This window comes from Paraburkholderia agricolaris (assembly GCF_009455635.1).
In the GTDB taxonomy this organism is placed as follows: Bacteria; Pseudomonadota; Gammaproteobacteria; order Burkholderiales; family Burkholderiaceae; genus Paraburkholderia; species Paraburkholderia agricolaris.
The window spans coordinates 4,098,813-4,112,968 of record NZ_QPER01000001.1 but is presented as its reverse complement, the minus strand read 5'-3'; the positions used below and the strand labels follow the sequence as shown (position 1 = coordinate 4,112,968).

The 14,156-nt window shown below is 62.1% G+C and carries 13 protein-coding genes; 8 read left to right on the top strand and 5 right to left on the bottom strand.

What is annotated here, in order from left to right:
• Window positions 1-10: 10 nt before the first annotated feature.
• On the top strand, window positions 11-145 hold the full coding sequence (locus GH665_RS39450; protein WP_281357246.1) for a hypothetical protein: 135 nt from the start codon (window positions 11-13) through the stop codon (window positions 143-145).
• 111 nt (window positions 146-256) lie between these two features.
• Window positions 257-1,534: an MFS transporter gene (locus tag GH665_RS18030; RefSeq protein ID WP_153137210.1), complete on the top strand. Its 1,278-nt coding sequence runs from the start codon at window positions 257-259 to the stop codon at window positions 1,532-1,534.
• 87 nt (window positions 1,535-1,621) lie between these two features.
• Here the strand turns inward: GH665_RS18030 and secF are convergent, their stop codons facing one another.
• The 5 genes from secF to queA all read right to left on the bottom strand — a co-directional run bounded on the left by secF (window position 1,622) and on the right by queA (window position 7,657).
• Window positions 1,622-2,572, bottom strand: coding sequence for a protein translocase subunit SecF (secF, locus tag GH665_RS18025; RefSeq protein WP_153137208.1), 951 nt, complete (start codon window positions 2,570-2,572; stop codon window positions 1,622-1,624).
• 18 nt (window positions 2,573-2,590) lie between these two features.
• The gene (secD, locus tag GH665_RS18020; protein ID WP_153137205.1) at window positions 2,591-4,636 is read right to left on the bottom strand and encodes a protein translocase subunit SecD; all 2,046 of its coding nucleotides are present in this window, start codon (window positions 4,634-4,636) and stop codon (window positions 2,591-2,593) included.
• A gap of 118 nt (window positions 4,637-4,754) precedes the next feature.
• Entirely contained in the window at window positions 4,755-5,084 is a 330-nt protein-coding gene (gene yajC / locus GH665_RS18015) for a preprotein translocase subunit YajC (protein ID WP_007179286.1), read from the bottom strand.
• A 206-nt stretch (window positions 5,085-5,290) separates the two neighbouring features.
• Complete coding sequence (gene tgt, locus GH665_RS18010) at window positions 5,291-6,496, bottom strand: tRNA guanosine(34) transglycosylase Tgt (RefSeq protein WP_153137203.1); 1,206 nt, start codon at window positions 6,494-6,496, stop codon at window positions 5,291-5,293.
• 111 nt (window positions 6,497-6,607) lie between these two features.
• Complete coding sequence (gene queA / locus GH665_RS18005) at window positions 6,608-7,657, bottom strand: tRNA preQ1(34) S-adenosylmethionine ribosyltransferase-isomerase QueA (protein WP_153137202.1); 1,050 nt, start codon at window positions 7,655-7,657, stop codon at window positions 6,608-6,610.
• A gap of 148 nt (window positions 7,658-7,805) precedes the next feature.
• Between queA and recG the strand changes: the two genes are divergently transcribed.
• The 6 genes from recG (at window position 7,806) to GH665_RS17985 (ending at window position 13,950) form a co-directional block, all read left to right on the top strand.
• Window positions 7,806-10,100 (top strand): ATP-dependent DNA helicase RecG, encoded by a 2,295-nt coding sequence (recG, locus tag GH665_RS18000; RefSeq protein WP_153137200.1) that lies wholly within the window; start codon window positions 7,806-7,808, stop codon window positions 10,098-10,100.
• A 124-nt stretch (window positions 10,101-10,224) separates the two neighbouring features.
• The gene (locus GH665_RS17995) at window positions 10,225-11,184 is read left to right on the top strand and encodes a LysR substrate-binding domain-containing protein (RefSeq protein ID WP_153137198.1); all 960 of its coding nucleotides are present in this window, start codon (window positions 10,225-10,227) and stop codon (window positions 11,182-11,184) included.
• A 173-nt stretch (window positions 11,185-11,357) separates the two neighbouring features.
• Complete coding sequence (locus GH665_RS38775) at window positions 11,358-11,498, top strand: hypothetical protein (RefSeq protein ID WP_167530964.1); 141 nt, start codon at window positions 11,358-11,360, stop codon at window positions 11,496-11,498.
• 87 nt (window positions 11,499-11,585) lie between these two features.
• A complete protein-coding gene (locus GH665_RS17990; RefSeq protein WP_153137196.1) occupies window positions 11,586-13,040 on the top strand; it encodes a catalase in 1,455 nt (484 codons plus the stop codon).
• 87 nt (window positions 13,041-13,127) lie between these two features.
• The gene (locus GH665_RS38770; protein WP_167530963.1) at window positions 13,128-13,289 is read left to right on the top strand and encodes a hypothetical protein; all 162 of its coding nucleotides are present in this window, start codon (window positions 13,128-13,130) and stop codon (window positions 13,287-13,289) included.
• Window positions 13,290-13,461: 172 nt separating this feature from the next.
• Window positions 13,462-13,950 carry a Dps family protein gene (locus GH665_RS17985; RefSeq protein WP_027777895.1) on the top strand — a complete coding sequence of 163 codons (489 nt, stop codon included), beginning with the start codon at window positions 13,462-13,464 and terminating at the stop codon, window positions 13,948-13,950.
• The last annotated feature ends 206 nt before the right edge of the window (window positions 13,951-14,156 follow it).

Below are 14,156 nucleotides of genomic sequence, written 5' to 3'. Positions count from 1 at the left end.
AAGGCGTGTCATGGCGCGGCCGCTGCGTCGCAACAAAAAAACCGCTTCGTTCGCTTTTGCGATGAAGCGGTTTTTTATTGTCCGCCTGAAGCGCCGGAAGCCTTGTGCGGCGGCCTCGGGTGATTTGCTGCTCGCATCGGTTTAATTTTTCAGGTACATAGAGCGCTGGTTCCGAACTGGTTGTGCGCGCATCCAGTTCGGCAAGACCCGGCGTAAAACTTACGTGAAAAATATTTCGCGCGCATTGGAGATCTGTATGAATACAACGACAACGGCAAGCCTCGCGGAGAGCCGCCAGAATTCATGGCGCGCGGTGGTGGCCGCCTCGATCGGCAACGCGCTGGAATGGTTTGATCTGGTGGTGTACGGTTTTTTCGCGGTCATCATCGCGAAGCTGTTTTTCCCGGCGGGCAACGATACGGTTTCGTTGCTGCTGACGCTCGGCACCTTCGGCGTGTCGTTCTTCATGCGGCCGCTCGGCGCGATCGTGATCGGCGCTTACGCCGACCGCGCCGGACGCAAGGCGGCGCTCACGCTGTCGATTCTGTTGATGATGTGCGGCACGCTGATCATCGCGGTTCTGCCGACGTATCAAAGCATCGGCATTGCCGCGCCCATCATTCTCGTGATCGCGCGCCTGATGCAAGGTTTTTCGGCGGGCGGCGAGTTCGGCAGCGCGACGGCGTTTCTCGCGGAACACGTACCGGGGCGGCGCGGTTTCTTCGCAAGCTGGCAGGTCGCGAGCCAGGGGCTCACCACGCTGCTCGCAGCCGGCTTCGGCGTGGTGTTGACCGGCAAACTGTCGCCGGAGCAGATGGCCTCGTGGGGGTGGCGCGTGCCGTTCTTCTTTGGTCTTCTGATCGGGCCGGTGGCGTGGTATATCCGCACCAAACTCGACGAAACGCCTGAGTTCCTTGCGGCGGAAACCACCGCCACGCCGCTGCGCGATACCTTCAGCAGCCAGAAGCTGCGCCTCGTGATTGCGATCGGCGTGGTGGTGCTCGGTACGGTGTCGACCTATCTGGTGCTGTTCATGCCGACGTACGGCGTGAAGCAGTTGGGGCTCGCGCCTTCGGTTGCGTTCGCGGCAATTGCGCTGACCGGCTTGATCCAGATGGTTTTCTCGCCGCTGATCGGCCATCTGTCGGATCGCCATGGGCGCACCACGATCATGCTGATTTCGGCGCTGCTGCTGCTTATCCTGATCAATCCGGCTTTCGTGTATCTGGTCGCGCATCCGACCTTCGGCACGCTGATCGCGTTGCAGATCGTGTTCGGCTTTCTGATGACCGGCTACTTTGCCGCGCTGCCGGGTTTGCTCTCCGAGATGTTCCCGGTGCAGACGCGTACGACCGGCATGTCGCTGGCCTATAACATCGCCGTGACGATCTTCGGCGGCTTCGGGCCGTTCATCATCGCGTGGCTGATCAGCTTTACGGGGTCGAAGGCCGCGCCAAGCTACTACATGATTCTCGCCGCGGCTATTAGCCTGGTGGCGCTGATGGCGGCGCGCCGCAAGCTTGGGTTTCGCTAAGGCGCACAGGCGGTAAACGTAAAAGGCCGGTTCGAGAGAACCGGCCTTTCTTTTTGCGATCGAGTCAGATGTCTGCCTGCAGCAGAATCAGACTTGCGCGCCTGCGTTTGGATCGTCCGGATCGACGCGTTCCTTCTTGTCCTTGATCAGGTCTTCGCGCTTCACGCCGAGCCACATGGCGAGCGCCGCCGCGACGAACACCGACGAGTAGATACCGAACAGAATACCGACCGTCAGCGCCAGAGCGAAGTAGTGCAGCGTAGGGCCGCCGAACAGGAACATCGACAGCACCATCATCTGCGTACAGCCGTGGGTGATGATCGTGCGCGACATCGTGCTCGTGATCGCGTGGTTGATCACCTCGATCACGGTCATCTTGCGTTCGCGGCGGAAGGTTTCACGAATCCGGTCGAAAATAACGACAGATTCGTTCACCGAGTAGCCGAGCACCGCGAGCACCGCAGCCAGCACCGAGAGCGAGAACTCCCACTGGAAGAACGCGAAGAAGCCGAGAATGATGACCACGTCGTGCAAGTTCGCGATCACGCCGGCGACCGCGTACTTCCATTCGAAGCGGAACGACAGATAGATCACGATGCCGATCACCACGCAGGCCAGCGCCATCAGGCCGTCGGTCGCGAGCTCCTTGCCGACCTGAGGGCCGACAAACTCGACGCGTTGCAACTGCACTTGCGGGTCCTCGCCCTTCAGCGCGCCCATCACCTGGTCGCTCTGTTGTGCCGACGTGTAGCCCTGCTTGAGCGGCAGACGGATCAGCACGTCACGCGAGGTGCCGAAGTTCTGCACCTGCGCGTCGGGATAGCCCAGCTTGTTGAGCGTGCCGCGCACCGGTTCAAGCGGTGCCGCACCCGGATACTGCACTTCGATGACAGTACCGCCGGTGAATTCCACCGACAGATGCAGCCCGCGATGCAGCAGGAAAAATACAGCGGCGACGAACGTCAGCAGCGAGATTGCGTTGAAGATCAACGCACGCTGCATGAACGGAATGTCTTTGCGGAAACGGAAAAATTCCATGGTCTTGTTCTCCGGGACTCAGCGGGATGAACCCGGTTTCTGCGGCGTGTTGGACGCGTTGCGGCGGCGCACAGTCGGCTTGCCGGCACGCGCCTGGGCCGGGGCGGCTTTGGCCTTGGGCTTGGCGCTTGCCGCGGCGACGGCCCGTGCCGTATCGGTCGTGGTGTCGTCGTTACTGAGGTAAGCCGCGGCGCCGTCGATACCTTCCGGTTGCGGACGCCACACCTGACCGATAGCCAGCGACTTGAGCTTCTTCTTGCCGCCGTACCAGAGATTGACGATGCCGCGCGAGAAGAACACCGCCGAGAACATCGACGTCAAGATGCCGATACAGTGAACCATCGCGAAGCCGCGCACCGGGCCGGAACCGAAGGCGAGCAGTGCGAGGCCGGCGATCAGCGTGGTGACGTTCGAGTCGAGAATCGTCGCCCATGCATGCGCGTAGCCGTTCTGGATCGCCAGTTGCGGCGGCGCACCGTGGCGCAGTTCTTCGCGCACGCGCTCATTGATCAGCACGTTCGCGTCGATCGCCATACCGAGCGCGAGCGCGATAGCAGCGATACCCGGCAAGGTCAGCGTGGCCTGCAACATGGACAGCACGGCGATCAGCAGCAGCAGGTTGACCGACAGGCCGATCATCGAGATCACGCCGAACAGCATGTAGTACGCGATCATGAAGACAGCGATCGCTACAAAGCCCCAGACCACCGAGTGGAAGCCCTTCTTGATGTTGTCGGCACCGAGGCTCGGGCCGATCGTGCGTTCTTCGATGATGTCCATCGGCGCGGCGAGCGAACCGGCGCGCAGCAGCAGCGCGAGGTCGGCGGCAGCTTGCGGGTTCGGCTGGCCGGTGATCTGGAAGCGGTCACCCAGTTCAGACTGGATGGTCGCCACGGTCAGCACTTCGCCCTTGCCCTTCTCGAACAGCACCATCGCCATCGGCTTGCCGATGTTGTCGCGCGAGACGCTGCGCACCGCGCGGCCGCCCGCCGAATCCAGGCGGATGTTGACCGACGGACGTTGATGTTCGTCAAAGCCGGCCGACGCGTCGATGATGCGGTCACCCGTGAAGATGATCTGCTTGCGCAGCAGCACCGGCGTCTGGTTGCCTTGCGTGAACAGCTCGTCGCCCGGCGGTACCGGATCGCCCGGATTCGGATGCGTATTGACCGGATCGGCGAGGCGCGCTTCAAGCGTTGCCGTGCGGCCGATGATGTCCTTCGCCTTCGCCGTGTCCTGCACGCCCGGCAGTTCGACCACGATACGGTCCGAGCCTTGCTGCTGGATCACCGGCTCGGCCACGCCGAGTTCGTTCACGCGGTTATGCAGCGTGGTGATGTTCTGCTTGAGCGCTGCGTCCTGCACGGCTTTCTGCACCGCCGGCGTGAACGTGCCGACCAGTTGCACACCGCCGTCCGGGTTGGTTTGCGAGGCCCACTGGAGTTCACTGATGCCGCGGCTCAGTTGCTTGGTGGCCGCGTCGGCCGTCGCCTGGTCAGCGAAATTGATCACCACCGTCTGGTTGACGCGGTTCACGCCGCCATCGCGAATGTTGTTGTCGCGCAGCATGGTGCGCGCATCCGAGGCGTCGGAGTCGAGCTTCTTGTTGAGCGCGCCGGCCATGTCGACCTGCAGCAGGAAGTGCACGCCGCCGCGCAGATCGAGGCCGAGGTACATCGGCAGCGCGTGCAGGGCGGTCAGCCAGCGCGGCGAGGCGCTCTGCAGGTTCAGTGCGACGACGTACTGCGGATCGGTCGGGTCGCTGTTCAGCGATTTTTGCAGCAGATCTTTCACGCGCAATTGCGTGTCGGTGTCCAGCAGACGCACGCGGATGTTCGCGTTGGTCGACGAGTTGTCGAACGTGACTTCGTCAGGCTTGATCTGATTGGCGGCAAGCGCCGTTTCGACTGCCGACAGCGTGGTCGAGTCGAGTTTGACCGTTGCCTTGCCGCTCGACACCTGCACCGCCGGCGCTTCGCCGAACAGGTTGGGCAAGGTGTAGACGAGGCCGATGACCAGAGCCACCAGCATCACGGCGTATTTCCAGAGGGGGTAGCGATTCATGAGTGGTCCAACGGGAAGGTTGGCTTGGAAGCGATGCGTCCGGCGATGAGCGCGGGCCGTTCAGCGAGGTTCCGCAAGAACTGCCGGCGAGGCCGCGCCGGACGCGAGAGAGCAGGCCTTACAGCGACTTGATCGTGCCCTTCGGGAGAATCGTCGTGACCGACGCTTTTTGCACGGTGATTTCCGTGCCTTCCGAGATTTCGACGCCGACGTAAGCTTCACCCACCTTGGTCACCTTGCCGACGATGCCGCCATTCGTCACCACTTCATCGCCCTTGGCCATGGCGGCGAGCATGTTGCGATGTTCCTTCTGGCGCTTCATTTGCGGGCGAATCATGATGAAGTACAGCACGCCGAACATCAGGATCAGCGGCAGGAAGCTCATCAGGTTCGATTCAATGCCACCTGTTGCTGTGCCTTGGGCGAAGGCATTGGAAATGAACGACACGTTGGTCTCTCCGTTATAAATCAAAACGATCAAAAAAATCAGCCGGTTATTCTACCACTGGCCTGACGGGGGTCGGCGCGGCGAATCGGCTTTCCGATCAACCGTTTAAAGCCTTTTCTGCCACGCGCGAAAGTTAATTGTAAGGTTTTCCGTGCAGCGCCGACGGATTCGGCCGTCAAATTCGTGAGTTGATTCCTGTTTGCCGGCTAATCGATGCCGCGCGCACGGTTCTCGTGGAAGCGCTGGCGGAAGGGCTCGAACAGTTTTGCGTCGATCGCGTCGCGCATTTCCTGCATCAACTCGAGGTAATAGTGCAGGTTGTGAATCGTGTTCAACTGCGCACCGAGGATTTCCCCTACACGATGCAGATGGTGTAGGTAGCCCCGGGTGAAATTTCGGCAGGTATAGCAACCGCATTGCTCGTCGAGCGGACGCAGCGAGTTTTTGTGCGCGGCGTTGCGGATCTTGATGTCGCCGAAGCGGGTGAAGAGCCAGCCGTTGCGCGCGTTGCGGGTCGGCATCACGCAGTCGAACATGTCGACGCCGGCGGCCACGCCTGCCACCAGGTCTTCCGGCGTGCCGACGCCCATCAGGTAGTGCGGCTTGTCGGCCGGCAGCTTCGGGCCGATATGGTTCAGCACGCGCATCATGTCTTCTTTCGGTTCGCCGACCGACAGGCCGCCGATTGCGAGGCCGTGGAAATCCATCTCCGCGAGACCCGCCAGCGATTCGTCGCGCAGGTCTTCGAACATGCCGCCCTGGACGATGCCAAAGAGCGCATTCGGATTGCCGAGGCGGTTGAATTCGTTGATCGAGCGTTTGGCCCAGCGCATCGACATACGCATCGAATCGGCGGCTTCCTGATGCGAAGTCGGCACGTTGTTGGTCGCATACGGCGTGCATTCGTCGAACTGCATGACGATGTCCGAGTTCAGCACCTTCTGGATCTGCATCGACACTTCCGGCGACAGGAAGAGCTTGTCGCCGTTGATCGGCGATGCGAACGTGACGCCATCTTCGGTGATCTTGCGCAGATCGCCTAGCGAAAACACCTGAAAACCGCCTGAGTCGGTCAGAATCGGCTTGTTCCAGCCCATGAAGCCGTGCAGACCGCCGTGCGCCTCGATCGTTTCAAGGCCCGGCCGCAGCCACAGGTGGAACGTATTGCCCAGGATAATCTGCGCGTGCATTTCTTCGAGCTCGCGCGGCTGGACCGCCTTCACCGTGCCGTAGGTGCCGACCGGCATGAAGATCGGCGTTTCGACCACGCCATGATTCAGCGTGATGCGGCCGCGCCGCGCCTGGCCGTCGGTGCCGAGCAGTTCGAATTTGAGGCCGTTTTCAGGGCGCTCGCCGTGGCTTGCGCAGGTGTTACAGGTACTGCTCGTATCGTGGGTATGACCGTCGGTCATGGGTTAACTCCTGTGCTACCGGAAAACAGTCCGGCGCAAATGTTAATCGCCGCCGGAAAGTCTCGCGGCGGCTTGGGGGATGACAAAAACTTTGAAACGGCGTGCCGGATGTCAGGCGTCGCGGCGCGTCAGCAGCATCGCGTCGCCATAGCTGAAAAAGCGGTAACGCTGTTCGATCGCGTGGCGGTAGGCCTCGCGAATTGTATCGACGCCCGCGAATGCCGACACCAGCATCAGCAGCGTCGATTTCGGCAAATGGAAATTCGTCACCAGCCGGTCGACCACGCGGAATTGATAACCGGGTGTGATGAAAATATCGGTTTCCGTGCTGGCCGCGCCGAGTGGACGGCCGGCCGCTTCCGCGTCGCGCGCGGCGGCTTCGAGCGCGCGCATCGACGTCGTGCCCACCGCGATCACGCGGTTGCCGCGCGCACGCGTCGCCGCGATCTTGTCGGCGAGCGATTGCGGCAGGTGATACCACTCGCTGTGCATCTTGTGCTCGGCCAGATTTTCCACGCGCACCGGCTGGAAGGTGCCCGCGCCGACGTGCAGCGTGAGGGTCGCGCGTTCCACGCCGCCGGCGTCGAGCCGTGCGAGCAGCGCGTCGTCGAAGTGCAGGCCGGCGGTGGGCGCAGCCACCGCGCCGAGGTTCTGTGCGAACACCGTCTGGTAACGCGTTTCGTCGGTCGAGTCGGGGTCGTGCTCGATGTACGGCGGCAGCGGCAGTCGGCCGAATTGCTCGATCAGCGTCAGGCAGTCGTCCGGGAAATGCAGCGTGTAGAACGGCTCGACGCGCTCGCCGACCGTTACGTCGAACGCGTCGGCCAGACGAATCGTGGTGCCCGGCTGCGGGCTCTTGCTCGCGCGGATCTGCGCGAGCGCCGTGCGCTCGCCGGTCAGGCGCTCTACCAGCACTTCGATCTTGCCGCCACTGGCCTTCTGGCCGAGGAAACGCGCCTTCAGGACTTTGGTATCGTTGAAGACCAGCAGATCGCCGGGCGCGATGCACTCGGGTAGCTCGGCAAAGCGGCGGTCCGTGAGACGCGCGGGGCTCACCGTGTTGTCCACTTCAAGCAGACGGCTGGCGCTGCGCTCAGGCAGCGCAACTTGCGCGATCAGCTCGGGTGGCAGATCGAAATCGAAATCGGAAAGCGTAAACATGCGGACGACTGGAAGCGAATTGAGACTGAATTGAGCCGAAGCCGGAGCCGGGCGGCTATGATTGCGGGACGCCGGAGCGGCCCGCGAGCCCGCGCGCTGATTGGCGGCGACACCTTTGACAGCCGATATTGTACTTGCGAAGCAACCCATGCCTTTGTCCGAACGCCGAATGCCCTCCGCCACCGACGAAGTGAGCGCCGAGCCCAAGCGCCGCGTCGCGCGGGGCAAAGCAGCGGCGGCGGGCTCGAGCGAGCTCGGCGAGGGCGCCGCGCCCGAGAGCGAACGGGCCGCGCGTGAAGGTGAAACAGTCAACCCATTCGGCGACAAGCCCGCGGGCAAAGCCAGCGGAAAGCTTGCTGCCAAGAGCGGTGCCAAACCCCCGGCCAAGCCCGCCGACAAGCTCGCCAAACTCGGTCTCACGCGCGACATCGATCTCGTTCTGCATCTGCCGATGCGCTACGAAGACGAGACTTCGCTGACGCCGATCGGGCACCTGTTGCCTGGCGGCATCTCACAGACCGAAGGCGTGGTGTTCGACAACGAGATTGCGTATCGCCCGCGGCGCCAGTTGCTGGTGAAACTGCGCGACGACGCCGGCGACGAACTCGTGCTGCGCTTTCTGAATTTCTACGGCTCGCAGGTCAAGCAGATGGCAATCGGCGCGCGGTTGCGGGTGCGCGGCGACGTGCGTGGCGGTTTCTTCGGCATGGAGATGGTGCATCCGGCGGTGCGCGTAGTCGACGAAGACACACCGCTGCCGCAGGCGTTGACGCCGGTTTATCCGAGCACCGCGGGCGTCACGCAGGCGTATCTGCGCAAGTCGATTGACAACGCGTTGTCGCGCACCTCGTTGCCGGAGCTGCTACCCGCGCCGATCGCGCAAACTTACATGCAGCCGCTCGGCGTGCCCACGCTGATGGACGCCGTGCGCACGCTGCATCATCCGGGCGTGCAGTCCGATGAGACCGCGTTGATCGACGGCACGCATCCGGCATGGGTGCGGATCAAGTTCGAGGAATTGCTGGCGCAGCAGATGTCGTTGAAGCGCGCGCATGACGAGCGTCGCACGCGGGCGGCGCCGGCCATGCCGCGCCGCAAGCTGGGCGATGAAGCGGCGCTTGTGGCGCGTTTGCTGAAGGCATTGCCGTTCTCGCTGACGAAAGCGCAGGAGCGCGTGGGCGGCGAGATCGCGCTCGATCTGACCCAGCCTCATCCGATGCAGCGGCTGCTGCAGGGGGATGTCGGCAGTGGCAAAACAATCGTAGCCGCGCTGGCCGCCGCTCAAGCGATCGATGCCGGTTATCAGGCCGCGCTGATGGCGCCGACCGAAATCCTTGCCGAACAGCACGCACGCAAATTGCGCGGCTGGCTGGAGCCGCTGGGCGTGAGCGTCGCGTGGCTCGCGGGCAGTCTGAAGACCAAAGAAAAGCGTGCCGCGATCGAAGCGGCGGCGCTCGGCACGGCGCAGCTCGTGATCGGCACGCACGCGATTATTCAGGATGCGGTCGAGTTCGCGCGGCTGGGGTTGGTGATCGTCGACGAACAGCATCGCTTCGGCGTGGCGCAGCGGCTCGCGTTGCGCGCCAAGGCGCAGAACGCGGCCGACGGCGCGCACGATTTCCAGCCGCATCAACTGATGATGTCCGCGACGCCGATTCCGCGCACGCTGGCAATGACGTATTACGCCGACCTCGACGTCTCGACCATCGACGAGCTGCCGCCTGGGCGCACGCCGATTCTGACCAAACTGGTCTCCGATGCGCGGCGCGAAGAGGTGACTGGCCGCGTGCGCGAGGCCGCGCTGACGGGGCGGCAGGTGTACTGGGTGTGTCCGCTGATCGAGGAAAGCGAGACCTTGCAGTTGCAGACCGCGGTGGAGACCTACGAGACGCTGGTGGCCGCGTTGCCCGAGCTGAATGTCGGTCTGGTGCACGGTCGCCTCGCGCCGGTGGAGAAGGCCGCGGTGATGGATGCGTTCACGCGCAACGAGGTGCAGTTGCTGGTGGCGACAACGGTGATCGAAGTGGGCGTCGACGTGCCGAATGCCTCGCTGATGGTAATCGAGCATGCCGAGCGGTTTGGCCTCGCGCAATTGCACCAGTTACGAGGACGGGTGGGGCGCGGCAGTGCGGCTTCGGTTTGCGTGCTGCTCTATACCGGGCCGTTGTCGATGACGGCGCGGGCGCGCTTGCAGACCATGCGGGAGACGACCGACGGATTCGAAATCGCCCGGCGCGACCTCGAGATTCGTGGTCCGGGGGAATTTCTCGGCGCCCGGCAGTCGGGTGCGGCCATGTTGAGGTTCGCCGATCTGCAGAACGATCAGTGGCTCATCGAGCCGGCCAGAGAAGCCGCCGCGGCTTTGCTCGAGAAGTATCCCGATGTGGTCTTGCAGCACCTGGCCCGTTGGCTCGGGGCTCGGGAGCAATATCTGAAGGCTTGAGGACGGCCTTTTGATACCGGACAGACCCGTCCGCCTGGCGCCGGAAGGACCAAAAAGTTGGCGAACCGACCCTATAGGTGTATAACTAGAACCTATCGAACTATCCGCACTGATTGGTCCCCCAATGACGCTCACCGAATTGAAATACATCGTCGCGGTTGCCCGCGAGCGGCACTTCGGCCGGGCCGCCGAAGCGTGTTTCGTCAGCCAGCCGACTCTGTCGGTGGCCATCAAAAAGCTCGAAGACGAACTCAACGTACAGATTTTCGAGCGCGGCACCAGCGAAGTGAGTGTCACGCCGATCGGCGAACAGATCGTCACGCAAGCTCAGCGCGTTCTTGAACAAACGCTTGCCATCAAAGAAATCGCGAAACAGGGTAAAGACCCGCTGGTCGGACCGCTGCGCCTGGGCGTGATCTATACGATCGGGCCGTATCTGCTGCCTACCCTCGTCAAGCAGATGATCAAGCGCGTTCCGCAGATGCCGCTGATGCTGCAGGAAAATTACACGGTCAAGCTGATCGAACTGCTTAAGCAGGGCGAAATCGATGTCGCCATCATGGCGCTGCCGTTCGCGGAAACGGGTCTGATGCTGCGGCCCCTCTACGACGAACCGTTTGTCGTCGCGCTGCCGTCCGGTCATGCATGGGAAAACCGGCCGCGGATCGATGCCGAGGATCTCAAGCAGGAAACCATGCTGCTGCTCGGCAGCGGCCACTGCTTCCGCGACCACGTACTGGGTGTGTGCCCGGAACTGATGCGTTTCTCGCAGAACGCAGACGGCATCCAGAAGACCTTCGAAGGGTCGTCGCTGGAAACCATCCGTCATATGGTGGCAAGCGGCGTCGGCATAACCGTGCTGCCGCGCATGTCGGTGAATGAAGTCAAGCCGCACGCCGGCGGTATCGACGCTGGTTTGCTCAGCTATGTCGCTTTCGACGAACCGGTGCCGGATCGCCGCGTCGTGCTCGCCTGGCGCAAGAGCTTCACGCGGATGCCCGCGATCGAAGCGATCTGCGACGCCATCAACGCCTGCGATCTGGCGGGTGTCAAAAAGCTCGATCTGCCCGTCGCCGTCAACTAGGCGGCACGACGTACCCAGGTCGGCCGCCGCGCACCGCCGTGAGCGGCCAGCCGCGTCGGGTGCCGATAGCTGCAGTCCCTATCGAATAGATAAAATTAATCAAACACGATAATTCGATAGCATTGTTATAGTGTCCTCCATGGATCGCCCGATCCCAAGACCCGGAGGAAATCATGACGCAGTCGAACCCGCAGCAAGTCCAAACCGTCGCCGCTCAATCCACTCGCGTGACCACCGGCAGCTTCGCCGCATCGGTGCGCGGTTTGCGCACGGTTGCGCTGTCCTTGCTGGTCGACCGGGCCCTATCCGCTTGAGCCGCTTGATCCGCTTGAACCGTAGCGTTAGCGCGCCGCACCACTTCTCCCGTTCTGTTTCCGATAAAAGCCACTCAGGAGTCCCGCATGTCCGAACGTAAGCTCACCAATGCAGCCGGTGCACCCATCGCCGACAACCAGAATTCGATGACCGCCGGCGCGCGCGGTCCGGTCGTCCTGCAAGACGTGTGGCTGCTCGAAAAACTCGCTCACTTCGATCGCGAAGTGATTCCGGAGCGTCGTGTTCATGCCAAGGGTTCCGGCGCATTCGGCACGCTGAAGGTCACGCACGACATCTCGCGTTACACGAAGGCAAAGGTGTTTGCGCAGGTCGGCAAGGACACGCCGCTTTTCATGCGTTTTTCGACGGTGGCGGGCGAGCGTGGCGCCGCCGACGCGGAACGCGACGTGCGCGGTTTCTCGATCAAGTTCTACACCGAAGAAGGTAACTGGGACGTGGTCGGCAACAACACGCCGGTGTTCTTTATCCGCGACCCGCTGAAGTTCCCGGACTTCATTCACACGCAAAAGCGCGATCCGTACACCAACATGCGTAGCAATGTTGCGGCATGGGATTTCTGGTCGCGTCATCCGGAGTCGTTGCATCAGGTCACCATTCTGATGAGCGATCGCGGTATTCCGAAGAACTACCGGCAGATGCACGGCTTCGGTTCGCACACGTATTCGTTCATCAACGCGAACAACGAGCGTTTCTGGGTGAAGTTCCACTTCAAGTCGATGCAGGGCGTCGAGAACTTTACCGACGCCGAAGCGGCGCGGGTGGTTGCACAGAACCGTGAAAGCGCACAACAGGATTTGCTCACGAGCATTGATGCCGGCAACTTCCCGAGATGGCGTTTTGCCATTCAGGTGATGCCGGAGGCGGACGCGGCGAACTATCGCTTCAATCCGTTCGACATCACGAAGGTGTGGTCACAGAAGGACTACCCGTTGATCGACGTCGGCACGATCGAGTTGAACCGCAACGCGGCGAACTACTTCTCGGACGTGGAGCAGGCCGCGTTCACGCCGGCCAATGTGGTGCCGGGTATCGGCTTCTCGCCGGACCGTCTGTTGCAGGGCCGTTTGTTCTCGTATGGCGACACCCAGCGTTATCGTCTCGGCGTCAATCACCATCAGATTCCGGTGAATGCGCCGCGCTGTCCGGTCCATCATTCGTTCCATCGCGACGGCGCGATGCGCACGGACGGCAACCTTGGCGGCACCGTGAACTACGAGCCGAATCGCTTCGGCGATTTCGCGCAGGACAGCAACGCGTCGGAGCCGCCGCTCGCAGCGGGTACGGTGGATCGTTATGACCATCGCCAGGACGAGGACTACTACACGCAGCCGGGTATGTTGTTCGCCCTGTTCGACGCGGCACAACGCCAGCGTTTGTTCGGCAATATCGCACGCCATATCAACGGTGTGCCGCAGGAAATCGTCGCGCGTCAGATCGAGCATTTCCGCCGCGCCGATCCGGCCTATGCGGATGGCGTGATCGCCGCGCTGGCCGAACTCGCCGAAAGTAGCAAGAAGTAAGCAGTAAGCAGTTGAATTGAGTTGATGCAGCAGGGTGGGGCGCAGCGGCGCCCCGCCGGTAATGATACGAATCGAAGGAGCACGATCATGATCCAGATGATGATGTCCACTCTTGGCGGCGTGTCCTCAGTACGCGAGGCGCAACAGCGGCAAGCATTGATGCTGCGCAAGTCGGTGGGATTCGCGATCGTCTTGAGCGGCTGGACAGTGATCGTTGTGCAGGCGCTGCAGCACACGCTGGGAGCGTGATTGCACGTGATTGAACACGAGGCGGCGGGTGCTGCAAGCGACCACGCGTCACACGAACGCGTTTGCTTTCTAAGATAAACTGGCGGGCGTTCGAGGTGCCGGGTTTGCGGGTTTGCCAATCGCGCACCGTCACATTGCCGATCGGTTCGTATCACTCTTCAAAGGAGTCGTCATGGCCAAGAAAGAAGCTGTACAGCACGTCAATATCGGGATCAGCGACAAGGATCGCAAGAAGATTGCAGAAGGGTTGTCGCGACTGCTCGCCGACACCTACACGCTGTATCTGAAGACTCACAACTTCCACTGGAATGTGACGGGTCCGATGTTCAACACGCTGCACCTGATGTTCGAAACGCAATACAACGAGCTGGCGCTGGCGGTCGATTCGATCGCCGAACGGATTCGCGCGCTGGGCGTGCATGCGCCGGGCAGCTACAAGGAATTCGCGAAGCTCTCATCGATTCCGGAAGCGGACGGTGTGCCGGCCGCGGAAGAAATGATCCGCCAACTGGTGGAAGGTCAGGAAGCCGTGGTGCGTACCGCGCGCGCGATTTTCCCGTCGACGGAAGCGGCTAACGACGAGCCGACCGCCGACCTGCTGACGCAACGCATGCAAACGCACGAAAAGACCGCGTGGATGCTGCGCTCGATGCTGGCGTGATTGGGCTGGCGTTTGGAGCGCTGAGTGCACGATTTCAGCATGGCGCTCGAGCTTCGCGTTGAACAGGAACACAAACGAGCCTCCCTTTGCGGGAGGCTTTGTTTTTTGCAGTGCCCGATTCGGACCCGGCTGCGGCCGTGGCAGCGCTTGCATCCGAATCCGGCGTGCAACATGTCGGCCGCCGTTGGCATGAAGTCCGTCTGCCG